21 protein-coding genes, 3 tRNA genes and 1 riboswitch are annotated in these 26,457 nt (G+C 48.4%); of the genes, 10 read left to right on the plus strand and 14 right to left on the minus strand.

Features of this window, described 5'->3' with window-relative positions; genetic code table 11:
- Window positions 1–41: 41 nt before the first annotated feature.
- The 4 genes from HPS55_RS01230 to HPS55_RS01245 all read right to left on the minus strand — a co-directional run bounded on the left by HPS55_RS01230 (window position 42) and on the right by HPS55_RS01245 (window position 6,353).
- On the minus strand, window positions 42–767 hold the full coding sequence (locus tag HPS55_RS01230; RefSeq protein ID WP_172173843.1) for an SDR family NAD(P)-dependent oxidoreductase: 726 nt from the start codon (window positions 765–767) through the stop codon (window positions 42–44).
- Window positions 767–3,085 carry a DUF4861 family protein gene (locus HPS55_RS14150; RefSeq protein WP_253945760.1) on the minus strand — a complete coding sequence of 773 codons (2,319 nt, stop codon included), beginning with the start codon at window positions 3,083–3,085 and terminating at the stop codon, window positions 767–769. Before HPS55_RS14150 ends, HPS55_RS01230 begins: the two co-directional genes overlap by 1 nt.
- Window positions 3,086–3,124: 39 nt before the next feature.
- On the minus strand, window positions 3,125–5,329 hold the full coding sequence (locus HPS55_RS01240; protein WP_172173846.1) for a S9 family peptidase: 2,205 nt from the start codon (window positions 5,327–5,329) through the stop codon (window positions 3,125–3,127).
- A gap of 757 nt (window positions 5,330–6,086) precedes the next feature.
- Complete coding sequence (locus tag HPS55_RS01245) at window positions 6,087–6,353, minus strand: hypothetical protein (RefSeq protein ID WP_253945761.1); 267 nt, start codon at window positions 6,351–6,353, stop codon at window positions 6,087–6,089.
- 162 nt (window positions 6,354–6,515) lie between these two features.
- Here HPS55_RS01245 and HPS55_RS14155 point away from each other — a divergent pair, with 162 nt between their 5' ends.
- Window positions 6,516–7,616 carry a cyclophilin-like fold protein gene (locus HPS55_RS14155; RefSeq protein ID WP_253945762.1) on the plus strand — a complete coding sequence of 367 codons (1,101 nt, stop codon included), beginning with the start codon at window positions 6,516–6,518 and terminating at the stop codon, window positions 7,614–7,616.
- Window positions 7,617–7,746: 130 nt separating this feature from the next.
- On the opposite strand, the gene HPS55_RS01260 is transcribed toward HPS55_RS14155, so the two are convergent.
- Window positions 7,747–8,610, minus strand: coding sequence for a DUF5715 family protein (locus HPS55_RS01260; protein ID WP_172173849.1), 864 nt, complete (start codon window positions 8,608–8,610; stop codon window positions 7,747–7,749).
- A 187-nt stretch (window positions 8,611–8,797) separates the two neighbouring features.
- Here HPS55_RS01260 and HPS55_RS01265 point away from each other — a divergent pair, with 187 nt between their 5' ends.
- The 6 genes from HPS55_RS01265 to HPS55_RS01290 all read left to right on the plus strand — a co-directional run bounded on the left by HPS55_RS01265 (window position 8,798) and on the right by HPS55_RS01290 (window position 13,780).
- Window positions 8,798–9,787 carry a PhoH family protein gene (locus HPS55_RS01265; protein ID WP_172173852.1) on the plus strand — a complete coding sequence of 330 codons (990 nt, stop codon included), beginning with the start codon at window positions 8,798–8,800 and terminating at the stop codon, window positions 9,785–9,787.
- Window positions 9,788–9,814: 27 nt separating this feature from the next.
- Window positions 9,815–10,765, plus strand: a complete 951-nt coding sequence (locus tag HPS55_RS01270; RefSeq protein WP_172173855.1) for a phosphoribosylaminoimidazolesuccinocarboxamide synthase — start codon at window positions 9,815–9,817, stop codon at window positions 10,763–10,765.
- A 6-nt stretch (window positions 10,766–10,771) separates the two neighbouring features.
- Complete coding sequence (ubiE, locus tag HPS55_RS01275) at window positions 10,772–11,506, plus strand: bifunctional demethylmenaquinone methyltransferase/2-methoxy-6-polyprenyl-1,4-benzoquinol methylase UbiE (protein ID WP_172173858.1); 735 nt, start codon at window positions 10,772–10,774, stop codon at window positions 11,504–11,506.
- An 18-nt stretch (window positions 11,507–11,524) separates the two neighbouring features.
- Window positions 11,525–12,271: a shikimate dehydrogenase family protein gene (locus HPS55_RS01280; protein ID WP_172173861.1), complete on the plus strand. Its 747-nt coding sequence runs from the start codon at window positions 11,525–11,527 to the stop codon at window positions 12,269–12,271.
- A 105-nt stretch (window positions 12,272–12,376) separates the two neighbouring features.
- A complete protein-coding gene (locus HPS55_RS01285; RefSeq protein ID WP_410543852.1) occupies window positions 12,377–13,525 on the plus strand; it encodes an AIR synthase related protein in 1,149 nt (382 codons plus the stop codon).
- 180 nt (window positions 13,526–13,705) lie between these two features.
- Window positions 13,706–13,780: transfer RNA gene (locus HPS55_RS01290), tRNA-Arg, on the plus strand.
- A gap of 273 nt (window positions 13,781–14,053) precedes the next feature.
- On the opposite strand, the gene HPS55_RS01295 is transcribed toward HPS55_RS01290, so the two are convergent.
- The 8 genes from HPS55_RS01295 to truA form a co-directional block, all read right to left on the minus strand.
- Window positions 14,054–14,127, minus strand: a tRNA-Arg gene (locus HPS55_RS01295).
- 153 nt (window positions 14,128–14,280) lie between these two features.
- Window positions 14,281–14,910: a nicotinamide riboside transporter PnuC gene (gene pnuC, locus HPS55_RS01300; RefSeq protein ID WP_172173867.1), complete on the minus strand. Its 630-nt coding sequence runs from the start codon at window positions 14,908–14,910 to the stop codon at window positions 14,281–14,283.
- Window positions 14,911–14,943: 33 nt separating this feature from the next.
- Window positions 14,944–17,313: a TonB-dependent receptor gene (locus HPS55_RS01305; protein ID WP_172173870.1), complete on the minus strand. Its 2,370-nt coding sequence runs from the start codon at window positions 17,311–17,313 to the stop codon at window positions 14,944–14,946.
- A gap of 76 nt (window positions 17,314–17,389) precedes the next feature.
- A riboswitch (TPP riboswitch) is annotated at window positions 17,390–17,487 on the minus strand.
- A 163-nt stretch (window positions 17,488–17,650) separates the two neighbouring features.
- Window positions 17,651–18,538: a 4-hydroxy-tetrahydrodipicolinate synthase gene (dapA, locus tag HPS55_RS01310; protein WP_172173873.1), complete on the minus strand. Its 888-nt coding sequence runs from the start codon at window positions 18,536–18,538 to the stop codon at window positions 17,651–17,653.
- Between the two features lie 454 nt (window positions 18,539–18,992).
- Complete coding sequence (locus tag HPS55_RS01315; protein WP_172173876.1) at window positions 18,993–19,937, minus strand: SPFH domain-containing protein; 945 nt, start codon at window positions 19,935–19,937, stop codon at window positions 18,993–18,995.
- 21 nt (window positions 19,938–19,958) lie between these two features.
- Window positions 19,959–20,408 (minus strand): NfeD family protein, encoded by a 450-nt coding sequence (locus HPS55_RS01320; protein ID WP_172173879.1) that lies wholly within the window; start codon window positions 20,406–20,408, stop codon window positions 19,959–19,961.
- A gap of 129 nt (window positions 20,409–20,537) precedes the next feature.
- Window positions 20,538–21,455, minus strand: coding sequence for a DMT family transporter (locus HPS55_RS01325; protein ID WP_172173882.1), 918 nt, complete (start codon window positions 21,453–21,455; stop codon window positions 20,538–20,540).
- A 26-nt stretch (window positions 21,456–21,481) separates the two neighbouring features.
- The gene (truA, locus tag HPS55_RS01330; protein ID WP_172174400.1) at window positions 21,482–22,213 is read right to left on the minus strand and encodes a tRNA pseudouridine(38-40) synthase TruA; all 732 of its coding nucleotides are present in this window, start codon (window positions 22,211–22,213) and stop codon (window positions 21,482–21,484) included.
- Window positions 22,214–22,469: 256 nt separating this feature from the next.
- Between truA and HPS55_RS01335 the strand changes: the two genes are divergently transcribed.
- Together HPS55_RS01335 and HPS55_RS01340 are read left to right on the plus strand one after the other, a co-directional pair.
- Window positions 22,470–22,541, plus strand: a tRNA-Glu gene (locus tag HPS55_RS01335).
- A gap of 690 nt (window positions 22,542–23,231) precedes the next feature.
- The gene (locus HPS55_RS01340; protein WP_172173885.1) at window positions 23,232–24,152 is read left to right on the plus strand and encodes a TIGR01212 family radical SAM protein; all 921 of its coding nucleotides are present in this window, start codon (window positions 23,232–23,234) and stop codon (window positions 24,150–24,152) included.
- A 56-nt stretch (window positions 24,153–24,208) separates the two neighbouring features.
- On the opposite strand, the gene HPS55_RS01345 is transcribed toward HPS55_RS01340, so the two are convergent.
- Window positions 24,209–25,015, minus strand: coding sequence for a gliding motility protein GldB-related protein (locus HPS55_RS01345; protein ID WP_172173888.1), 807 nt, complete (start codon window positions 25,013–25,015; stop codon window positions 24,209–24,211).
- A gap of 195 nt (window positions 25,016–25,210) precedes the next feature.
- Here HPS55_RS01345 and HPS55_RS01350 point away from each other — a divergent pair, with 195 nt between their 5' ends.
- Window positions 25,211–26,434 carry a DUF4861 domain-containing protein gene (locus HPS55_RS01350; protein WP_172173891.1) on the plus strand — a complete coding sequence of 408 codons (1,224 nt, stop codon included), beginning with the start codon at window positions 25,211–25,213 and terminating at the stop codon, window positions 26,432–26,434.
- The last annotated feature ends 23 nt before the right edge of the window (window positions 26,435–26,457 follow it).

The following is a 26,457-nucleotide window of genomic DNA, read 5'->3' on the forward strand; positions in this document are numbered from 1 at the left end:
GCTTTACACCAGACACGGCAATCCAATAACTTTATATACCATCATCTTACCCGCATCCTCCGCCAAAACCAATCCGGAATGCAACGCCATAACGCAGTGAGCACACGCCAACGGCAATCAATCACCGCAACACGCTTGCGCGATTTTATAGCCTTTACCATACTATATGCCACATCCTCAGGACGCATCAGCATAGGATAGCGGCAATCATCTCCAAGCAATGCCGTTGCAACAAATCCGGGACGCAGGTCTGTGAAGGTGATTGACAGCCCGCGCATACAGGCCTGTTGGTCGAGAGCCTGAATATATGCGTTCTGAAAAGCCTTTGTAGCAGAATATGAAGGAGCCACCCCTAACCCTTTGGTGCCGGCTATAGAACTTATCACTGCAATATGTCCTCCACCATTATCTGCCATATACCGATATGCCGCACCTACCATACGGGTAAATCCGAGAGCATTGGTAGCAACGGTGGACAACTCTGTATCCTGTTCCAGTCCAATGTTCTGCCGTCCGATGCCGGAAGCATAGAAGAACAGCTGCATACCTCCCACACGTTCAATCAATGATTCCAACCGCGCCACAGCACCTTCGTCCGTAACATCAATCGTCTCTGTCTCCACCCTGTCCGGACACATTTGCCTCAGTCCGAGCAATAACTCAGAACGACGGGCGGCAACTCCTATATGCCACCCGTCGTCCAAAAGAATCCGTGCCACCTCGAAACCAAGCCCCGACGAGGCACCTATTACTATAGCATGCTTCATTACTTTATTCCCACATTGAGAGGATTGCGCAGTCCGTCAAGGTATGAAGCTACGCGCAGTTGCCACTCTCCGAGGCTGCGGCAGTCATACTTGCTCCATGCCGAACCGAAGTAGTAAGTATAACCGCCGCCTTTGTATCCGCGCAATATGCCAAGAGCGTGGCCGGCATTGCCGCGAGTAGGATTGTCGTACATCAGCTTCTTGGTCTCCGTCACTCCGTTGGGAAATAGCGCCGCCACGTATATCTGAAAGTTCTGTCCTTTCGGATTGTCCGTCGGGTCAGCATATACCACATAGTCCTTGCCAGTTTCCACATTCTCGGTGTCCTCCGTATGAATGACCACACCCGAAGCCAAATCGGCCGGTACCGTAAGTCCGTCGTACCACACTGTCATCTTATTGAAGTTAGAACCTTTGTCGAGACTCAGTATTCTGTTCTCCACCACATTGTCACAGCCCTTTATCTTAGCCGGATTATACACCAGCTTCACCGTAAAACGCAGAGGACCGTTGTCAAGTATCTCATAGTCCTTGTAACAGTAAGGGAACAGTATCTTATCGCCGTCCATCAGGGCCGGAGTGCCGCAACCAAGCGTCGGTCCCACCTTATAGCAGTCGAGACCATGGCCTTGGTCGAAGTGATAGCTCGTAATCATGTTGAGCGAGTCGGCCGCTGCCGGATTCGTCTTTTTGAGCGCAGTTATCACAGGCTTCGTTACATCCTCTATATAATAACGCTTCTCCACCTCAAGATCGGGAGTGTTCTTGACCCAGACGTCGTTTCCGAAAGCATCCTCACCCGTACGCTGCAGGGCCGGACCATAGCATCGGTATGCCCCACGGTCGTTCTCCCAGGCAATATCGTCCACACGCTCGGGATACATACGGCCGTAACATGTATTGACAAATGTCTTCGGAGTGCCCTTGCTGAAGGTATAGAGTGCCGTTCCGCAAGGGCGCACAGCAGCATCAATAAGTACCTTGCCGTCGTATGTAAGCTGATACGGCACTTGCTGACCGAGAGCGTTGTACACACAGAACTGGCGTCCGCCGCTTATGCCAAGACGCGCAAACACCTCCTTGGCATCCAGTTCTACCACCTCCTGACGGAAACGGTCGGTGCTGTTGGTCACTCCAACAGTGAATGTCCTGGCGTCCGTAGGCCGCACGCTGCCATCGTCATAGCGCACCTTCTCGCATGCAGCAAGCAGGAAGGCTCCCGTTCCGAAGTTAGTAACATTCTGTGCGCTCAGCAGCTGGCCCTTGATGGCTTTCTCGCCGATAGGCTGCACATAGCCGACAGAACCGTCGGACTGCAGTGCCACAGTTGACAGATACTGCCATGCACGGTCTGCAGCCGGCCCATATACGGCACGGTCGAGCAGTCCGTTGTTAACGCCCCACATCAGTCCGTAGGCCAACAGCGCCGTTCCGCTGGTCTCGCGGCCCTCGGCCTGCTTCGGGTCGAGCATAGAGCGTGTCCAGTAACCGTCGGGCTGCTGGCATTTCACGGCTCCGGCAGCCAGACTCTTGAAACGCTCCACAAACACACCGCGATTGACATATGATGCCGGCATATCGGTGATAACCTTGGCCAGTCCGGCAAGCACCCACCCGTTGCCACGTGCCCAAAAGTCCTTCTTTCCGGCCTCGGTCTTGTGTGCAGGATAGAGATACTTGCCGTCACGATAGTAAAGATTGTCCTCCTTGTCATACATCAGATTGTCGGCATAGGTGAAGTTGTCGTACATCTTGTCAAGATACTTCACGTCGCCTGTGGCCACATACATCTTCGACATCACCGGCATAGCCATATACAGAGCGTCGGCCCACCACCAATAATCGGTCTCTTTCGTGGCACACTCATAGCCCATCACCTCGGTGGCACGTGCTATCTTGTATGCATCAGGGTTCATGGCGTACATATCGAGATATGTCTGGAAACATATCTGCCAGTCACCGAAGAGCACATAGTCATTCCCTTCACCATAATTCCTGTACTTCCATTGCTTCGGATTGGCGGCTGTGGCTCCGCTCCACTTGTTGTGACGTGCCCATTTGTCGCTATATTCCAGATACTTGGCGTTTCCGGTAAGGCGGTATGCCTCCATATTACCGGTAAAATAGACTGCATCATCCCAGAAAGCTCTCACTTCCGGCTTGTTCGTCTCCTGCCAATGGTTGTTCACTTTCTCTACAATCTCGATTGGCGACAACGTTGGAGCCGCCTGCTTCTTCTTGGCCTTGGCGTCTGCCGGTGACGGTACGAGCGTCATGGCGGCAACAAGGCTTGCTGATGTCAATAGTCTTAGTTTCATATAATATTGTTATGTAGTTTTCCTTTTTTATACAGTCCGCTATTTCATTTCGGCATTAAAGAAGTTGACAATCTGCCTGAACAGATGATTGCGCGTGTTGCCTCCGTAGATGCCATGGTTGCGGTTGGTGTATATATTCTCCTTGAAGTCCTTGTCGGCCTGTACGAGAGCCTCGGTGTATTCGGCCGTATTGCGGAAGTGCACATTGTCGTCGGCCATACCGTGGCATATCAGCAGCGAGCCGCTGAGGTCCTTGGCACGCATTATAGGGTTGATGTCGTAACCCGACGGATTCTCTTTCGGCGTACGCATATAACGCTCCGTGTACACCGTGTCATAATAGCGCCAGCTTGTAGGCGGTGCGACGGCTACTCCGGCACGGAATACGGCACGGCCTTCACTCATGCTCATCAGTGTGTTCCATCCGCCGTAGCTCCATCCCCATATGCCTATACGGTTCTTGTCGACAAACGACTGCCGGCCAAGCCACAGGGCTGCCTCCACCTGGTCGCGGGCTTCGAGCTCACCGAGACGCAGATATGTACACTTCTCAAACTCGGCACCGCGTCCGCCTGTGCCACGGTTGTCCACACAGACCACAAGATATCCCTGCTGGGCAAAGTAATGTTCGAGCACGGCTCCCTGCCCGCACATACCAATGTTCCAGCTGTTGAGCACCTGCTGACTGCCCGGACCACCATATTGATACATTATGACGGGATAGCGCTTCCCGATGTCGAAGTCCGCAGGCTTTATCATCCATCCGTTAAGTTCCACGCCTTCGGAGGTCTTGAACGAAAACAATTCGCGCTTGCCAAGCCCGTAGGATTCCATCTTTTCCTTAAGCTCATGATTGTCAATCAGGGTGGCCGTCACCTTACCTGTATTGGCACGGAGCGTATATACGGCCGGATTGTCGAGGTCGCTCCATATGTTGATGAAATACTTGAAGTTCTTGCTGAAGATAGCCGCATTACATCCTTCACGGTCGGTCAGCCGCTCCGTCTTGCCGTTCTGACGGGCCACGAATATCTGCCTGTCCTGCGGACCAAGCTGCGCGGCTGAATAATATACATCGCCCGTAGCTTCGTCAAGTCCGTAAAGGGCGGTCACGACATAATTGTCCTTCACTATCTGACGCTGCAGTTGCCCTGTAAGCGAATATACATAGATATGGTTGTAGCCGTCGCGCTCGCTCGGCACTACGATGTGCTTGTCGGTAATGACGATTCCGTCCATCGACTCTTCCTTGATATACTTGTCCGCCTTGTCCTGCACGACAAGCTGGCACACGGTGGAAAGAGGGTTGGCCATATATATCGACAGGCAGTCCTGGTGGCGGTTCATCGTGTATACGGCCACCTTGGTCGGGTCGGATGTCATCACGATCCGAGGTATATATCCGTCGGCATCGAGCGGCAAATCCATGCGTCGTGTCTGACGCGACTTGATGTCAAAGCTGTATACGGCCACCTTCGAATTGGCTTCGCCCGCCACAGGATACTTATATGTATACTCTCCGGGATATCCGGCATATTCCTTACGTTCGGGTCTGAGACCGCAGTAAAGCGGAAACGAATATTCCTTCACGCCCGATTCGTCGTACCGGATCCAGCATATCTGACGGCTGTCGGCCGTGAAGACCATGGCACGGCTATGTCCGAACTCCTCCTCACACACCCAGTCTGGAATGCCGTTTATCACCTCGTTGCGCCGTCCGTCCTTGGTGACCTGGCTCTCGGCATTGTCGTAGAGCAATTTTATAAGATGGATATTATTGTCCCGCACAAAGGCTATCATGTTGCCGTCGGGCGAGAAGAGCGGCGTCTGCTGCGGCCCTCCGTCCGACAATGGCACCATCCTGTTGTTCTCCACCTCGAATATATAGTACACCGCCGTAAACGAACGACGGTATATGTCCTTGGTCTCTGTCTGGATAAGTATGCGGTCACCCTTTGGACTGATGATATATCCGTCTATCGATTCAAGTTTTTTCCCGCGTACGGTGTTCACGTCAAACAGCGTCCCCACTTGTTTTCCGGTCCGGAACGAGTACTTAACAATCTGTTTCCCGTCGCTGCTCAACCGCGCATATGTCTCTCCGTCGTCGAGAGGTTTCACGCCGGTGATATGCCTGCCGCTGAATTCGCCGCCGGTAATGCTCTTCAAATCGAGCCTGTCGCCGGCAAAAACGTGAACGGCAGCCGTGAGTAATACAGCACACATAAATGCAATTTTCTTCATTATAATACAATTATTATATCGTTATTAGTTTTATTTCCTGTATCTATATATTCGGCAAAGTTACAAATAAAATATGAAATGAGACAATTACAGCGCAAGGATATGGTGGCAGAATGACAGAAATGTGATTTTTCAGCAATGACAAGCACGAAGCGGAATTGCGTTTTTCCACCACTCAGATTATCCCATACGCCCAATATCCCCCTTGGGAGACTATAGCAGTCCGTCCTCTTTTTTCTTAATTTTCCGTACTTTCTTTCTCTCATTCTGGAAGAACAGAAAGGCCTTTTCAGCGCTCTTGACACACGTTTCCAGCACCATTTTCTTGCCGTAAGGGCCTTTTTATCTCCCAAAACGGCCATTTTGTCTTCCCAAAGCGGCCGTTCGGTCTTCCCGAAGCGGCTCCGTTGCAATGCGAAACGGCCGTTATCGCAACCCGAAAGCGGTCTCTCTGCTTTCTTTACATGGCCTTACGAAAGCGGTGCAAGCGTAACCCGCTGACTGTCAGCACATCCTGTTTTGGCACAAATTTGCGATATTTCGGGCCCAATGGTGGCAAAACACGATTTTGTGACGGCCGACGAAGTGTTTTGTAAAGTAAATTACCACTTTACGGACACACAGTCTGTCGGCACAATACTGCACCGACGGCAGGCCGTACTTCAGCTGCCGGCCCTCGTCGAAATAGGCATGCAGCAGATTGTCAAACCGCATCAGCAGGGACAGATTGTCGTGCTAGTCATCGGTCATCACCTCTTCACCGTTGTCTTTCCAGCCCCCCTATCTGCCCCGGGGCCACGCATATCACCTTACCTTTCTTATAGTCGTACTTGCCGCAGCCGTAAGACAAATCCACTTCAGCCTCATCGTGAAAGAAAATGCCGTATACACTGTAGTTGTTAAGGCTGTGCCGCACGGGCGACACAGAGGCATAGTCGATTATACTCACCAGAGGATGCTGCTCCAATTGCCCCAGATAGCGGCTGTAATCGTTGGGATTTCTTATTTTCAGAATATTGTTCATAAGGCCAGTTTATTGCTATTCTGTGACAAAGATATTTATTTTTACCGTCAAAACGGCATAAACGGCACAATAAAATCAGTAAAAATGGTACAAATACACCGTTTTTCGTTACATAGATTACGCTGGATTATACATAAATTTGCACCATAAAACTATTGGAATATGAAAAGAACAATTATGACAATGGCACTGGTCGCCGCAACTAACATGGCGCTGTATGCCAAGACTTTGGTGGTGTATTACAGCTATACGAACAATGTACACAACATCGTAACGGCACTTTGCGGGCAGATTGACGCCGACGTGATACGCATAGAACCGGCCGAAAAAGGCCTCGACTATGCGGCAAACAACTATGCCATAGGCAGCGAGCAGATAGCCGCGATACGCAACAAGCCAGACGATGCGGCGGCGTATCCCGCCATCGACCCCGTTACGGTAAATCCAGACGAGTACGACACGGTGATAATAGGAGCCCCGCTATGGTGGAGCGACATGGCATCGCCGTTGCAGACGTTCCTGTTCCATTACGGCAAACAGCTGGCCGGCAAGCGCATCGGCCTGATTGTGTCGAGCGCAAGCAGCGGCATATCGGGGGTGGAAGCCGACGCGAGGCGCCTTGTGCCCGGCGGAGTGTTCCTGTCACCGTCGCTATGGATACGGTCGTCACAGACGTCGTCGGCCCCCACGCTCGTGGCCGAATGGCTGAAAACGATAGACTATAAAAACATAACAGACAACAATATGAACAACAAACTATCCATCAGCGCCAACGGACACACGCTGACCGCCACCCTCGACGACAACAGTTCGGCACGCGCCTTGCAGGAGATGCTGGCCTCGGCAGGGCCTGTCACCATCCACATGTCAGACTACGGAGACATGGAAAAGGTGGGTATACTACCGCAATCGCTGCCCACCAACGACGAGCACATCAACACCGTGGCCGGCGACCTGATACTGTATCAGGGCCGGAACTTCGTTATCTACTACGATAGCAACTCGTGGAACTTCACCCGTCTTGGGAAAATAGACAATGTGACATCCGGTAACGAACTGAAAAACATACTCGGCAGCGGCGACGTGGACGTGACACTGACACTGTCTGGCACAGCGGGGATAAGCAGCACCACGGCCGACAGCGGCAAGGCCACGACCATGTACGACCTGCGCGGGATGCACACGGCACATCGCAGCAACGGCCCTGAGGGCATGCCCAAAGGGGTGTATATAGTAAACGGAAAGAAAACGACGGGCAGATAAACGCCGTATCACAAAACACAGACAGCAAGAATATGATGAAACAATTTACATTCGCCATTATGTTGCTGGCCGCGTTGAGTGCCAATCGGACAATAAGGAAAAGACAGACCATATAGACCGGCGGTCCAAGTCAGTTTACCGTCATATGAAAGCAGCCTTGCTTTACTTCATACTTTACATAACAGCGGCCTTGTTCACGGAAATCGCGCAGCACTTCGCTCAGCACCCACTTCAGCGTGTCGTTGCGCACCATCCGTCGGGCCGGCCCGTCAGGGTCCTCCACAGTCTTGTAACGGTTGTAGCAAATGTCAAAGGTGGTTCCATATAGATGGCAACTGTTTTCTGTGGCGTTGCCGTTACGGTTGCGCAGCTTGGCAACATCGTCACGTGTGCGGAGCACGCTTGTCACTATCAGCTTGTGCAATGGAATGCCTTTGACCTGCAGGCTGTCGAAATACGCCCGGCCTATGTCCTGCAACAGCACTGCGGCACGTGGCACGAGATATGGTATGCTGCTGTTGAGCTTGTCTACATGATAATAAGGATTGCTGCCCATATACACAAGTTCTTTCATGCGGTGCTCCGCCTCTGTACGGTCATTCACCGGAGAAACTCCGTAGCGTCGGGCAGCAGCCATCTGCACGCTGTTGCTGTCGGGAAAGACTCCCTTAAAAGAACTTACACTGTAAATGCGGCTCTTGCGCGGTGTCCCGTCGGCATTGAAAAAGGTAGCCAAAGCAGTGGACGGCTGTATCCCGCCACCGCCACACGCAGGCTGTCCATCGCGACAACCGCCCGATGCTACGTTACCACGACCGCCGGCACATACCGGCTTGACATCTGTTCCACCTTCACCTACAGCCTTGTCTGCTGCGGTGGAGGCCGAGGCTTCCCGCCGAACATCCGCCACGCCCGGAAAAACACACCTGACAAGCGCCAGCAATACCACCACGGCAAAGAATCCCTGAAGATATCTTTTCTTCGTAATTATCATATTCTTAATAAACCGAATAAACACTATTTTGCAAAATTAAATGCAAAATTACAAATAAATCCCGAATAAAGTACAATTACAATCACGTAAAAAAGAGATAAAGAAAGAAATCAAAAAGATAATGAAAGATGACGGTATATTGAAAAGTTTCTGTAATTTTGCATACGAATATTAAACAGGAATCACATTGATAGAGAAACATATCGTACTGGAAGACATTGATCCCGTAGTATTCTACGGAGTGAACAATGCTCATCTGCAAATGATAAAAGCGCTTTATCCCAAACTTAGGATTGTGGCGCGCGACAACGTAATACGCATATTGGGCGACGAGGAGCAGATGTGTGCCATGGAGGAAAGCACCGAAAAGATGCGCCGGCACATAATGAAATTCAACACGCTGACAGAAGAAGACATACTGAGTATAGTAAAAGGCGAACGCACCAATGACGAATATCCCGACGGAGTTGTCGTATACAATATATCCGGACGCCCCATCAAGGCACGCGGAGAGAATCAGCAGAGGCTGATAGATTCGTACAATGCCAACGATATGATATTTGCCGTGGGCCCGGCCGGAACCGGAAAGACATATCTGAGCATCGCACTGGCGGTGAAAGCGCTGAAAGAAAAGAAGATAAGAAAAATAATATTGAGCCGTCCGGCTGTGGAAGCAGGAGAGAAACTCGGATTTCTTCCCGGAGACATGAAGGACAAAATCGACCCTTATCTGCAACCGCTGTACGACGCATTGGAGGATATGCTGCCGGCCGTAAAACTGCAGGACATGATGGACAAGCACGTAATACAGATTGCCCCGTTGGCTTTCATGCGCGGACGGACATTGAGCGACGCAACCGTCATACTTGACGAGGCCCAGAACACCACACCGGCGCAGATACGCATGTTCCTAACCCGCATGGGATGGAACACAAAGATGATAATCACCGGCGACATGACACAGATTGACCTGCCGCGCGAACAGAAGAGCGGACTGGTGGAAGCACTCAAGATACTGGAAGGAATTGAAGGGATTGGAGTGGTGAAACTTAACAAAAAGGACATCGTCCGTCACAAGCTCGTCACTAGAATAGTCAATGCATACGAGGCCTTTGACAAGAAAACGAAAAGTGAAGACGGAAAAGAGAAAGAAGAAACACCCAAAAGCGAGATTTAAGGAACAAAGATTCAAAACAGCATAACAATGAAAGCATTAACAAGAACCGATTTCAACTTCGAAGGACAAAAGAGCGTATACCACGGAAAGGTGCGCGACGTGTACGACATCAATGACGATCTGATGGTGATGGTGGCCACCGACAGAATTTCGGCATTTGATGTGATTCTGCCCAAAGGCATACCTTTTAAGGGACAGGTACTGAACCAGATTGCAGCAAAATTCCTTGATGCGACAGCCGACATCTGCCCCAACTGGAAGCTGGCCACCCCCGACCCCATGGTGACCGTGGGCCTGAAGTGTGAAGGATTCCGCGTGGAAATGATTATACGTTCCATTCTCACCGGTTCGGCATGGCGCGACTATCAGAAGGGATGCCGGGAGATATGCGGTGTAAAATTGCCCGACGGCATGAAAGAGAACGAACGCTTCGCTGAACCCATCATCACTCCTACTACCAAAGCCGATGAAGGCCATGACCTGAACATATCGAAAGAGGAAATAATACGGCAGGGGATTGTAAGTGCCGAGGACTACGAAGTGATGGAAGACTACACAAGAAAGCTCTTCAAGCGTGGACAGGAAATCGCTGCCCGACAAGGGCTTATCCTCGTAGATACGAAATATGAATTCGGCAAGCGCGACGGCAAGGTCTACCTTATTGACGAGATACATACACCGGATTCGAGCCGATATTTCTATGCTGAAGGCTATGAAGAGAAGCTGGCCAAGAGCGAACCGCAGAAACAACTGTCGAAAGAGTTTGTACGTCAGTGGCTGATAGAGCACGACTTCATGAACGAACCGGGACAGACCATGCCCGAAATCACCGACGAATATGCAGAAAGCGTCAGCGACCGATATATAGAACTCTACGAACACATCACTGGCGAGAAGTTTGACAAGGCTGCCGAAGACGGCGACATCGCCGCACGCATAGAAAAGAACGTGAGCGGATATCTGGCAAGCAGACAATAACACAATATGTACAAACAAGAGGGTATAAAGCCTTACGGGCAAGATACGGAGAAAGGTGAGCAGGTGGAACGGATGTTCGACAACATCGCGCCCACCTATGACACCCTGAACCACCGTCTGTCGTGGAACATAGACAAGGGATGGAGGCGCAAGGCCATCAAACAACTGGCACCATACTGTCCGAAGAATATCCTCGACATTGCCACCGGCACGGGCGACTTTGCCATCATGCTCGCAGAAATGTTGCATCCTGAAAAAGTAACCGGTGCGGACATCAGCACGGGTATGATGGAGATAGGACGGCAGAAAGTGGAACGGTGCGGACTGGCTGGTACGGTTTCATTCGCACGTGAAGACTGTATGCACCTGTCGTTCGGTGACAATACGTTCGATGCCGTCACGGCCGCTTTCGGCATACGAAACTTCCAGAATCTTGACCTCGGTCTGAAAGAGATGTACAGAGTGCTACGCCCCGGCGGTCATCTGAGCATTGTCGAACTTACCACTCCCATCGGCTTCCCCATGAAACAACTGTTTCGCATATATTCACACACTATCCTACCGGTCTACGGACGTATCATCTCCAAGGATACCAATGCCTACAGTTATCTCACGGCAACCATCGAAGCCTTCCCGCAAGGAGAACGCATGGTGGAGATACTAAAGAATGCCGGATTCGGCAAAGCGGAATTCAAACGTCTTACGTTCGGCATCTGTACGATGTATTTTGCAACCAAATAACAGACAACAACTTTATTTATGGATACATACGGTTTAATTGGATACCCCCTTGGCCACTCGTTTTCGATAAGCTATTTCAATCAGAAATTTGCCGACGAGAACATTGACGCCAAGTATGAGAACTTTGAGATACCGGCCATCGACTCACTGATTGAAGTGATTGACACGAATCCCAATCTGCGCGGGCTTAACGTCACAATACCGTACAAACAGAAAGTCATGCCGTTTCTTGACACAATAAGCCCGGAAGCAATGGCTATAGGAGCCGTTAATGTGATACGTGTGGTCCACGAAGGCAACAAAACCATACTTAAAGGCTATAACTCTGACGTGATTGGATTCACACAAAGCATAGAGCCTATGCTTGAGAAGATACACAGGAAAGCGCTTATACTGGGGACGGGAGGCGCTTCGAAAGCCGTAGCCTACGGACTGAAAGCACTCGGACTCGAAACTGTTTTCGTAAGCCGGTACCAACGTCCCGGGACAATACAGTACAGCGATGTGACACCGGATGTGATAAAAGAATACAACGTCATCGTCAACTGCACGCCATGCGGAATGTATCCAAATGTGGACGAGTATCCCGAACTGCCGTATGAAGCTATGGACAACCACACCATACTCTACGACCTTATATATAATCCGGACGAAACTCTCTTCATGAAGAAAGGAGCGGCGTACGGAGCAAACACCAAAAACGGACTCGAAATGTTGCTCCTGCAGGCATTCGCAAGCTGGAACTTCTGGAACGGCAAAGAGTAATAAGAACAAACCAAATAATAACAACGGCCTTGCTACACCACAGGCCCTCCCCGATATGGGGAGATGAGGGTGAGCTTCACTACAATGGACAACAGCAACCGCTATATGATGCGCGGCGTAAGTGCCGCCAAAGAAGATGTGCACAACGCCATCAAGAACATCGACAAAGGCATTTATCCGCAGGCTTTCTGCAAAATCATACCCGACATACTGGGCGGCGACCCTGAATACTGCAACATAATGCATGCTGACGGAGCCGGCACAAAATCGTCTCTGGCATACATGTACTGGCGTGAGACAGGCGACCTGAGCGTATGGAAAGGCATCGCACAGGATGCACTCATCATGAACACCGACGATTTGCTTTGTGTGGGTGCCGTAGACAACATCCTCGTATCAAGTACAATCGGGCGCAACAAGATGCTCGTGCCGGGAGAAGTAATATCGGCCATCATCAACGGAACAGACGAACTGCTGGCACGCATGAGGGAAATGGGTGTGGGCATATATGCTACCGGCGGCGAGACTGCGGACGTTGGTGATCTCGTACGCACTATCATCGTTGACTCCACCGTGACATGCCGCATGAAGCGCAGCGACGTAATCAACAATGCCAACATACGTCCGGGAGACATTATCGTGGGACTATCGTCATCCGGACAGGCAACATACGAAGACTGTTACAATGGAGGTATGGGCAGCAACGGACTTACAAGTGCGCGCCATGATGTGTTCGCAAAGTACCTTGCAGAGAAATATCCCGAAAGCTACGACCATACCGTGCCTGACGAACTCGTATACAGCGGACACTATCACCTTGACGACACTGTCGAAGGGGCTCCCGTAACAGCAGGACGCCTTGTACTCTCTCCCACCCGAACTTATGCCCCAGTCATCAAGCGCATACTTGATGAACTTCGTCCTGAGATACACGGAATGGTACACTGCACTGGAGGAGCCCAAACCAAAGTGCTCCACTTTGTCGGAAACAACTGTCATGTCGTTAAGGACAATATGTTCCCAGTTCCTCCTCTCTTCCGGATCATAAGTGAAGAGAGTGGCACAGACTGGAAAGAAATGTACAAGGTATTCAACATGGGCCATCGTATGGAGATATACGTAAGCCCCAAGCATGCAGAAAAGATTGTCGAAATAAGCCGCAGCTTCAACATCGACGCACGTATTGTCGGACGCATAGAAGAAGGGAAAAAGAGCCTGACGATAAAGTCTGAGTTCGGCACATTCGAGTATTGATGGGCAAATATAACTTCTTTCAATAAGTTCCACAATCACTTATGCACTGATAGTACAACGGTGTGTCGATATGCAACACATATTGATACACCGTTATAGTTTTTTAGTTAAAAACAGATAAAACGATATTGAATATTTGCATATATTACAAATTATTCATACCTTTGCACCCGATTTAAGGGTTCCGTAGCTCAGTTGGATTAGAGCAACGCCCTTCTAAGGCGTGGGTCTAGGGTTCGAATCCCTACGGAATCACGGAAGGAGCACTCAAAAAGTGCTCCTTTTCCATTGAAATACAAGCAGTTACAAATAAAGCATCACACTAAACCATAAAATACGGTATCAAAAAAGGTGGCGGTTATTGTCCGTTATTGTCCGTTTTTATCCGTTTGTGATACCGAATTGATTATGCTTAATCCCCCTATACTTGTCGTGTTGGCCGAAAAAATCCATGTCCCCTAATTAAACTAAATAATAATGATGGAGTATATACATACAAAAAGAGAGACTTTTAAGTCTCTCTTTTTGTGACTCCTGCAGGATTCAAACCTGCAACCTTCTGATCCGTAGTCAGATGCTCTATTCAGTTGAGCTAAGGAGCCCCGATTGCTTTCATTTCCGAATTGCGAGTGCAAAGGTAGAAATTTATTTTCATTCAACCAAATATTTTTTAGGAAAACTTTTGAAAAGTATTAAACTTATGCATTCATTATAAGTTAACCCTAACAAAGAACCCCCAAAAATATGATAACAATTTATCTTGCTTTCATCATTCTTCTGCGCCAAGCATAGTAGCCATAAACAGCTATGACTGTATAAACAGCATAAAGAAATGCACGAGCATATATACCTTTATATATATACAATGACGAAGACACGGCATCTACCACAAGCCACACCCACCATTGCTCGATATATTTACGCGAAAGCATCCACAATCCTATAATAGACAATGATGTCGTGAAAGCATCAAGCACCGGCACATTGCTATCGGTACAGAAATTAAGAAAAGCCCACAGAGCAAACCAAAGACCAAAAGTAATAGGAACAAGAACATATACGACAGACACAGGAATATGGCTGATAGCAAGACCAAAAACCTTATCCTCCCCACCCTGCCGTGAACCACCGGAAAAACTACTGACGTCTACGGCACGGCGCCGGCTCCACATCCAGAAGCCGTAAACGGCGGCAAGAAAATAGTAAAACTCCATTCCGCAGTCGGCATAGAGCCCCGCGCGATACAGCACAACGGTGTATACAACGGGCATGATGGCGCCCGTTATCCACATCAGTATGTTTTCTTTCAGTTCAAGATATAGATAGAGCAGCCCCAGTGCGGTGCCGAGCACATCCATCCAGTTGTTTACCAAATATTCTGTCATTATCTGTCGTTGTATGTTATATGGTGGTCACGTTCAGAACTTCAGCGTCACATTGCCCATCATGGTGAATCCCGCCATAGGTATATAGCCTATCTGATAGTAGCGGTCGGAGTTGAGAAAGTCGTCGCCCGATATGGCCGAATACACCCATCCGCCGGCAGCGTAACGGCGGTTGAAGATGTTGTTGAAGTTGAGGCCAACGACGGCCTCCTTCACTCCTATCTTCATCTTCCGCGTGTTGAAGGCGTACTTCAACGTGACGTTGGTGGCCGAATAGCACGGCAGCGAGCGGTCGGCGTTCTCGGAGTTGTCGAGATACTGGCGGCTCACGAAGTTGGTGTGCCACACTCCCTGGAAGCCTTTGTAGTGAACATCGACGAAACCGTTGAGTATTACCGATGGCGAGAACGACAGCGTAGAGTTGTCGTAGTGAGTCACGGTGGGCCCGTCGGCCTCCCAGTTCTCCACATACTCGTCGAAGTTCTTAATCTTGTTCCTGCTCAGCGCGGCGTTACCCTCGATGGAGAGCCATGTGAGGGGCGACACGCCGGCGCTCAGCTCCACTCCCATACGGTACGAATCCTTGATGTTAGTAGTGAGATTCTCGCCTATGTCCGACTGCGCTCCCGTCTGTACAAACTGGTTTTCGTAGTCCATGTAGTACAGGTTGAGGTTGACAAACCACTTGCGGGCCTGATAGCCGTAGCCCAGTTCGAAGTCGTTGAGCGACTCGGCCTTGGGTGCGGGATACGAGCCGTTGTCGGTAAAGTTATTGCGCTCGGGCTCGCGGTTGCTTCGCGCGTAGGATGCGTAGGCGTTGTGGCCGTCCTTATGGAAACTGACACCCACCTTGGGATTGAAGAAATTGTAGCTCTCGTCGATGTCGAGACGCTGGTTGGTGAACGAGCCGTCCTCGTTTTCGTAGAACTTGTCGTTCACTCCGTCGGTGGTGTACTTCACATATCGGTACTGCACGTCGGCAAAGGCATCGAGGAAGGACGTGATGTGATAGGTAGCTTTGGCAAAAGCACTCACATCAGTTTTGTCGGCATCAGAGTCGTAATACTTGTACTCACCCTTGTCGCCTATATAATAGTTGCGCACGTCCTCATCGGCAATGTATGTTAGATAGCCGTAATGATTGCCGGTGAACTGCTGCGCCGATATGTTTCCGAGCACGTCCCAGCGGCCGGCCTTGTAGTTGGCATTGAATATGGCACCGTAGAAATCCTGCGTCATACCTTTCTTGCGCACAAAGTCGGTACGCTTGACAAAACTGTGGTAGGCATCTGGCGTACGTGACAGACCGAATTTAGACAGTTTGTTGTCGTATCTGAACTCGTCATAAAAGCCGTGGCCATGCGTATAGTGCAGCGTGGCCGAGGTGCTCCACCTGTCATTCATCTGCCATGCCATGGAGAGGATGTTGTGATTGTACCAGAAGTTATCGGTGGTCTTCTCCCACAACGAGCCGTCGGCCATCTTGTAGCGAGACACGATGTATTGACCGTCACCGTCTATCGTAAGGCTCTCGTACAAACTATTGTACCTGCCGAGGCCCAGGCGGTGCATGTCCTTGTAGGTCTTCACGCCGTCGTAGCTGTTCAGACTGTAGTCGTCGTTACCTGCGGTGACGCCGCTCCACGCCTGTCCGGTCGACTCGAAGCTGCCTATGTTCTTGTAACTCAGCCTGAAGTTCTGCCTGTCGTTGATGAATATAGCGCCACCGTAGTAGTTGCCCGAGCGTCCGTCGGTGCCGTGAATGTAGCCGTCGGTAGCGGTCTGATGATAGGCACCTTCGAGCACAAGATAGTGGCGGGGCAGGCGTATGCCGGTGAGGCCGGTGGAGAACTGCGCCCCGAGGTTCAGCGTGTTGTACGAACCGAACGATGCCGACAGTTCAGCCGACGGGACGTACTGCGGCTGTGCCGTCATAAGAGAAATGGTGCCGCCGAAAGCACCGTCGCCATTCGACGAAGTGCCCACACCACGCTGTATCTGAGCACTGCCGAGCAGAGCACCGAAACTATTCATATTGGCCCAAAAGACGCACTGGTCTTCAGGCGAATTGAGGGCCACGCCATCGAGGGTGACGTTGACACGCGAGCCTGCCGCGCCACGTATGCGCATGTAGGTGGTACCGGTGCCCACTCCGTTCTCGCTCCATGCCAGCACACCGGGCGTACGGGCGAAGAGGAACGGCAGTTCCCGGCCTGTCTTGGCGAACTCCTGAAGTTGTTGTTTCTTGATGTTTGTCACGGCAAAAGGTGCGTCTTTGGCTGCACGCACACCCTTCACCGTCACCTCTCCGAGATTCTGTATGCGGAGAGAGTCGTTGTTGTCTGCCTTTACATTGCCGTTGGCGGCAAGTGCCGACAGGGTGACAAAGAGTATTTTCTTCATCTGTTTTACCCATTTATAATTAAATAAAAAGGGAGAGAAACCTTTTATCGGCATTTACTCCACACTCTCGCACGCAAAAAGAGCATGGTGTCGTTCCCTACGCTGGCATTATCCAGATCAGGTTGAGGGTTTGATCTCAGCACCACCAAAAGGCGGGCACCCCTTAAAAAGCATTTTGCTTTTCATTTGCAAAGGTATAAATAATATCCTGAACTTTAAAATACAATAACAAGTAATCGATAAAAATTAACACTTATCAAAAAAGAGAGAAAGCCTCATCACCTTTCTCCCTTCCCATTCTCTTTGCTCCAACAATCCGACCTTAAGGATTGTCCATCTAAATCTTGAGTTCTTTCATTATCTCGCTCATCTTCTGCAGTGTAGATATCCGAGTAGGAACAAGCGGCAAACGCAGTATATTCTTTACCATCCCCATCTCATATAACATGGCTTTAACACCGGCCGGATTACCATCGACAAAAAGCAGACTGAACAAGTCTGTAAACTTGTGATGTATCTTTCGCGCACTGTCATATTCACCTTTAAACTGCAGACGTATCATTTTTGAGAATTCGCGCGGCAGGGCGTTGCCAATAACGCTGATAACTCCCACTGCGCCACATGATATCATTGGAAACGTAAGGGCATCGTCACCACTTATAACATCAAAATCTTTGGGCTTATTCTTTATTATCTCATCACATTGCTCCAAGTTTCCGCTTGCCTCCTTTATCGCCACGATATTCTTGCAGTCACGGGCCAGACGAACGGTTGTCTCTGCTTTCAAGTTCACACCGGTACGCCCAGGAACATTGTAAAGCACAACAGGCAACGGACTTGCATCTGCAATGGCCCTGAAATGCTGGTAAAGTCCTTCCTGCGAAGGTTTGTTGTAGTATGGGCAGATACTCAATATACCATCTATACCATGGAAATCTTCTGTACGCAACTCATTCACCACTGCTGCTGTATTGTTTCCACCACATCCCAACAATATCGGCAACCGGCCATTGACATAAGACACCACCAGATTCTTTATCTTCCGTTTCTCATCAGCAGTGAGGCATGGAGTTTCACCAGTAGTTCCCAATATACAAAGAAAATCCGCTCCATTATTAATCTGGTAATCCACCAACCGTTTCAATGATTCGTAATCAACTGATCCGTCTTCGTTAAATGGTGTAACCAAAGCAATACCCAAACCTTTGAAAATATTATGTGCCATAAGATTTCTTATATTCTGATTTCCGACCGCAAAATTACACAAATTAATTGTAATTTGTTACTTCATGCCCGTTTTTTTCACATTTCTGAAACTTTTATGAAATAAATTATATCACAGGTAAACATATTTTATAACATTCCATGAAAACCAAGTCAACTATCATTAACCAAATACCGGATATATATTACAAATGCCCAAATGCATCATAGTAAACAAAAACCGTTGGATTTCATCCCACGGTTTCTCGCCATGACAAGGTTTGAACAGGTTTCACTCTGCTCGTTTGGCTTGACGAAAACGTTCATATTCATGCACATTTTCTCGCCATGGCAGAGCTGAAACAAGTTTCACTCTGCCCATCTGGCTTAACGAAAACGTTCAAAAAAAGAAAGAGGATGCCATATTTGACACCCTCTAATACACATGATTATAAATATAATATCAGCACTACAGCCTATTCAGCCTTGAACAATTCCTTTATACCGCCTATGCTGCCCATAAGATTTGTTGCCTCGTATGGCAGATATACGGTCTTTGTCTTGTCGCCTTCGGCCAATTGCTGCAACATCTGTATATATTTCTGGGCAAGCAGATAGTTGGCAGGATTGGTGCTCTGCCCTACAGCGGCGGCCACTTTCTCTATTGCTATTGCTTCGGCTTCGGCTCTACGAATACGTGCCTGAGCCTCACCTTCGGCTTTCAATATGGCTTGCTGCTTCTCTGCCTCGGCACGGTTTATCATGGCGGCCTTCTCACCTTCCGACTGAAGGATGTCCGAAGCCTTCTTACCCTCACTCGTAAGTATGGTGGCACGCTTGTTACGCTCAGCCTGCATCTGCTTCTCCATCGCCGTGAGCACGCTCTCGGGAGGTGTGATGTCCTGCAATTCCACTCGGTTTACTTTTACGCCCCATTTGTCTGTCGCATCGTCAAGCACGGCACGCAACTTGGTGTTGATTGTGTCACGGCTTGTCAGTGTCTCGTCAAGCTCCAGTTCGCCGATGATATTACGAAGTGTGGTCTGGGTGAGTTTCTCTATGGCATTGGGCAAATTGTTGATTTCATAAACCGCCTTGAAAGGGTCGACTATCTGAAAATACAACAGTGCATCTATCTCCGTCTGAACATTGTCTTTCGTTATCACGTTCTGCTTCGGGAAATCATAAACCTGTTCACGCAGATCGATATTGCTGGAATATCTGTAACGGCCGCGCTCCAACACTACAATCTCCTTTGCCTTGTCAATAAACGGAATGATGATAGCGATACCGGGGTCGAGCGTTCCATGGTATCTACCCAACCGTTCAATGATTTTCGTTTCAGACTGAGGAATGATTACAAGTGCCATTTTTGCGAATATCAATACGCAGACTACACAAACGATTAAAAAGTACATCATAATTAAAATCTTGTTTTATTGTTAAACATCAATTATTACTTTTATTATTACGCTTTCGCGCCCCACTACCCTGACACGCGTGCCGACAGGAATGGATACGGAACCTTCGGATTCGGCTTTCCAGTCGTCACCTCCTATTGCCACACGCCCGTAACCTCCGGCCTCTATCCTGCTGCTAACAGTGCCAACGGCACCTATCAGAGCGTCGGCATTACTCTTGCGATGGCTTTCTTCACGATGTAGATAGCGCAAGGCAAACGGCCGAACTAGAAATATGCTTATGGCTGAAAAAGCGACAAACACACCAAGCTGCAAATACAGACCACCGAGAAACGAAGCCACCATCGCAGCAAGACTGCCCACAGCAAAACATATAATGAAGAATCCGCCGGTAGACAATTCTACAATAAGACACAGAACAGCCATCACCGCCCATATCTGCCAAAGGTTGTCACTAAGGTAATCTATCATATAGCACAAAACTCTTTATTGGTTTAACGAGTGTAAAGATAATCATTTTTTATTGAAACATACAAGTATTCTGATGATTTTTTACATTTACAGACATTTTTTCATCAAACGGGAATAAACATCGCCACGTCATCGTGAGCCTATATAAAGGAATATCATTCCGAGAAGTACCAAGGCAAGGTCAATGAACTTAGACTTGAGATTCTTCTCATGAAAAGCTACGGCACCGAACAGGAAACTCACCACCACGCTGCCGCGGCGTATCATCGACACAATGCTTATCATTGCCCCGGACAGACTGAGCGAATAAAAATATACGAAATCGGCCGTACACAGGAACAGACTGACAAGGATGATGCCCCAATCCCAACGGAAAGGAGTGGAGGCATGGCGATGGGGCCACCACAACACCAAGAGCATCACACCCATCATGAAACACTGATATATGTTGTACCAGCTCTGAACCATCATCTTGTCGAGCCCCACACCGCCATCCTCGGGCGAAGCCATGAGGTACTTGTCGTACAACCCGCTCACCGCTCCGAGGGCCGCAGCAGCGACAATCATCCATATCCAATGGTCGTGTCTGAAGTCTATGCCCTCTTTCCTTCCGCTGCGGCTCAGCATGAAAAACGATGCGACGGCAAGCAAAACACCCACCCACTGCCACACATTGAGCCGCTCGCCAAACACAAGAAAAGCCCCGACAAGCACCATCACCGGTCTCGTGGCATTGATCGGACCTACGATAGTAAGCGGGAGATGCTTCATGCCGAAATATCCGAACACCCAACTGCTCAGCACTATACAGCTCTTCAACAATATAAACTTATGCATCTCCCATCCTCCGCTGCCAACATGAAAGATAGAACCGTCAAGAAAAGATGTGTGCATGCTGAGCACGACAAACGGCAAGAAGATGAGCGAAGAAAACAATGTGTTGAGAAACAACACCGGTATCACGGCGTTGCCGCCAAGCGCCTTTTTCTTAAACGAATCGTAGAAGCCGAGCAACGCCGCCGACATAAATGCTAACAATAGCCACATAACATGTTTATTTTAATATTCCTTTTTCAATATTTCACATCTTCAAGAAACAGGGCATGGCCAGGCATTGACTCACCCGCCGCCGTGCGCCGCCCGCTCTCTATCACACCACGGAATCCGTCTACGGTAAGACGATGTCGTCCCACTTCAATGAGTGTGCCCACCACCGCCCGTACCATGTTGCGCAGAAAACGGTTGGCCGTGATTTCAAAGTACCAACTCACAGGCGACAGACGGTGCCAACGGGCTGTAGTGACGGTACACAGAGTTGTCTTCACGTCGACATGACTCTTGCAAAAAGCCGCGAAGTCATCATATTCCATCAGAACTGCCGCTGCCTCGTTCATCAAGTCAAAATCGAGCTGATAGTGAAGTTCACACGAATAAGCCCTCAAAAACGGTTCCTTGACCGTATGTACATAATAATGGTACGTGCGCGAAGTGGCACTGAAACGTGCATGCATATCGTCGGCAACCGGTTTCATACAACTCACGGAGATGTCGCGCGGCAAAAAACGGTTGAGTTTATATACCAGCTGTCCGCAATCAACGGCAGCATCCGTATCAAAATGTGCCACCATACGGCGGGCATGCACCCCTGCATCGGTACGTCCGGCCCCTACCACCTCAGTCGGCCGGTGCAAAAGCACGGACAATGCTGTCTGCAATTCTTCCTGCACGGAGATACCGTTGGGCTGAATCTGCCACCCATGATAGCGCGTGCCGTCGTAACTGAATGTTATAAAATAACGCATTATATATAAGGTATCGTTTAAATATTCTGAATACACTAATGATGAAAATCAGGTACAAAGGTAGATGTTTTTTCTGAATAAGCCGATTCCGCATACATTTTTATCATAAAAAACCACTACTTAATACTATAAAATAAACCGTCAAACGCATTTTCACTCCGAAAAATTTGCCGGAACAAAATAAAACCACTACCTTTGCATCGCCTTTCGGAGGAAAGGTCTTACGGACAACGATTCGTCAGTAAGGCAAATAAATCAAGGTCGATTCATCTAATGGTTAGGATACAAGATTCTCAATCTTGGCATAGGGGTTCGATTCCCCTATCGACTACAAAGAGTTTTAAGGAATGTCCTTGAAACTCTTTTTTAGTATAATCAAGATAACAATGCCGGCATTCAATTACCCATATGTCATTGCCATACGCCAAAAACATGATTCGCCATAATACCCCATGACACGACAGAGCAAAAACATTGACCGGCAGATTTATATAATCCAAAATTTCCTTACTTTAACGTATGTTAAACGATATCAGAAATGCAAAAATCGACCAACGCCCCGAAAAAGGCCCGTTTTTGTCAAAACAGGAAGTGCTGACTATCAATGCATTACGATAAAAGAGCTTTGTAATAAAAGCAGAGAGGCCCATATCGCACTGCAAAACAGGCCATATTACACTTCAAAACAGCCCATATTGCAACATGAAACGACCCAAACAGAAGAGCAATAAGGCCCAAACGGCAAAGATTCAGCATCTCAAACGGGCCAAAACTGAACCGGAACAGTATTACGACTTTTCTATTTCGAGAAAAAACAAATATGTTTTTTTCGGAATAATATATACAAATCGCCAACGCAGAACAGTATCAGTCACACATTACATAGTCATCCGTCAAAAACCGTAAATGGCCGCATATATATATTTTCCCCAACCGTTTTATTGCCTGTTACAAATATTTTGAGTAAGTTTGCACGTCATTTACAATACAACGCCATTCATTGAAAGCCCATAACGACAGCATGAGCAGCTTGCCATACAACGACTACGGCACATGGATACGCTCACAATTTCCATTCAGAGTGCAGAAAATATCTATAGATGCCGGCTTTTCCTGCCCCAACCGCGACGGACGGGCCGGACTCGGAGGGTGTATATACTGTGACAACCGCACTTTCAATCCGTCATACTGCAACAGAAAACGCAGCATAACGGAACAGCTCGAGGATGGCAAACGGTTCTTTGCCAGGAAATATCCCGACATGAAGTATCTTGCATATTTCCAAGCCTATACAAATACATACGCCTCTGTTGAAACGCTGAAAGAGATGTACGAAGAGGCACTTGGCGTGGACGGAATCGTGGGAATAGTGATTGGAACAAGACCCGACTGCATGCCGGACGAACTGCTTGACTATCTGACGGAACTGAACAGACAGACATTCCTCATTGTGGAATATGGCATTGAGTCGGCCAACGACAATACCCTGCGGCTAATCAACCGCGGACACACTTTCGAATGTTCGCGACAAACCGTGGAACGCACATCGGAACGCGGAATCATCACCGGCGGACACATCATCGTCGGACTGCCGGGAGAGGATGCCGAAGAGACTGTCAGACAAGCAAAAGCCATGTCGGGAATGAAGCTCGACATTCTGAAAATACATCAGATGCAGATAATCAAAGGTACAGAACTTGCACGGATGTATATAGAGAAGCCATTTCATATATACACAGTCGACGAATATATGTCCACCATTGCCGAATACATACAATGGATAAGGGAAGATATTGTGATAGAACGATTTGTGTCACAGTCGCCAAAAGACATGCTCATTGCACCGCAATGGGGACTGAAGAACTATGAATTTACCAATCTGCTCACCAATCATCTGAGAAAAACGGGAACAAGGCAGGGCTGCAAAATCATTACGGAATAAAAAAACAGGATACAGGCAGACGTTTATGGTACGGTAATACACACCGCGGCACAATATCACCGGACTAAGAATACACTATAATCATTGTTCTTGAGCAACTTCTCTACACCGACATGCTTGTTGCTCTTCATGTATTTGTCCACCGAAGTTACATATTTGTTGAAAAATACGGGCTTGTGCATGGCCTTGTTGACAACCCACTGTATCTTCCCCATGTGTATGTCGCGCTCCGGTTGCGACAGTTCCCTGTCATAAGCCATGGGATAGAGACTGAGCAGATAGAACATCAGACAGTCGGGAACTATCATCGAACGTATCATCGACCGGCGCTGCGATACACTGTAAAACTTGAGATACAGAGGATATTCAAATCCAAGATACTTGTCAAGACATATTCCGAGCGTATTGTTGCCCACGATAATGCTTTGATCGAGCGAACCTATCTGGGCGTAAACCAACGGTATTTCGATATCCGGAACGGCGTCGGTGAGACGGGCGAACGCTTCCGTAAGGTCACGGTCGACATCGTCCATATTTGCATACTGATACTCCACATCCCTTATCAGGCTCTGTAATACAGTGTCCTGATAAAAGTTAAGAAATTTTGAATTAATCTGAGGATCGTTCACACGGCCTATTTTCAGCACGTCCTCGATAAGTGTACGGGTCTGAATCGGATAGTCAATATTCATATGCTTAAGCGCAGAAAAATCACCGGTGGTCAGATACAGACTTTCTATACGGTCGTAGCGCTCCACCCGAATGGCTGACGAGGATTTCCCTGCAACATCCAGTTTCAGATTCCATTCGCACCCCATGCAGAACAGAACTGACATCATTAATATATAATGTAGATTACGCAACTATTTATTGAATATTGTTAATATCAACTGCAAATATACTAAAAATTATTGAACAAACCGGCTTTTAACCTAAAAAAAGATAAAATACACACTGAAAATCCGACAATATGACTTTATTTCTATTAAAAACATACCGTATTCGGGCTATTTTATGTAATTTTGTAGTATTGAAAACTAATTAAAACAATTCCTGATATGAAAAAGAAAATGGTCTCGACGTTGTTTCTCGCTGCTGTCAGTTCGATAAGCATGGCGCAAAAGACGTTTGACGTAAATGTGACAAACAAATCAAAAAACGATCGCAAAGCCACACCTGTTGTATTGCAACTGAAACAGTATGGAGTGGATGTGAAATCGGCCGTCGTGACAAAAGACGGAACCGAAGTGCCCTGCCAACTTGATGATTTCAACAACGACGGCATATACGACGAACTGTGTTTCATGACGGATATGACGAAAAAGAGTACTCAGACATTCAACATACAACTGTTACCTACAGGAAAACCACGCGAATACAAACCACAGGTATATGCAGAAATGCTGATGTCAAACAAGAAAATCAAAAGTTCGAACAAACAGGATTTATATATAAGCAGTCTCACCGTAGACAACGGTACCAACCCATATTGGATGCTCCATCACCATGGTCCGGCATTCGAGAACGAAATGGTGGCTTATCGCATATACTTTGACCACCGCCAGACGGTTGACACTTACGGAAAGTATCGCAAAGGACTTGAAATAAAGGAAACACAGTTTTATCCCGACAAGAATCAAAAGGCTGCCGGATATGGCGACGATGTGTTGTGGGTTGGTGAGACATTCGGTCTCGGAGCGCTGCGCGGATGGGACGGCACGGCTCCGCAAATGCTGAAAGATGTAGACCACCGCACACTGCGCATCGTTTCGCGCGGTCCGTTGCGTACCATTGTCGAGGTTATAGATGAAGGTTGGAACACAATGAATGCCGGCAAGGAGAAGATAGACATGACAGCACGCTACACTCTATACGCCGGTCGCCGCGACTGTTTCGTAGATGTCAGGTTCAGTAAGCCCGTTCCTGAATACCGGTTCGCTACAGGCATCATCAACGTAAAGAACTCTGAAGAGATGTCTGACAAGAAAGGGCTGCGCGGATGCTGGGGCACCGACTGGCCCGTGTCAGCGAAAGATTCGGCCGGCCACAAGCGCGAAACAGTCGGTCTGGGTATCTGCATACCGGCAAAGAACGTAGTGAAAGAACTTCCGGCAAATAAGGACAACTATCCTTATGTCATAGGCAATGCTACTGACGAATTGCACTACAACATAACATTCGGTTCTGACAATGAAGAGTTTGGCTACCATAGTGCCAAGGAATGGTTTGAGTATCTGAAGGAATGGAAAGAAGAACTGAACAATGCCGTGGAAGTGAAATAATATCAATATACCGGTAAAACAAC

It is taken from the genome of Xylanibacter rodentium (assembly GCF_013166575.1).
Taxonomy (GTDB): Bacteria; Bacteroidota; Bacteroidia; order Bacteroidales; family Bacteroidaceae; genus Prevotella; species Prevotella rodentium.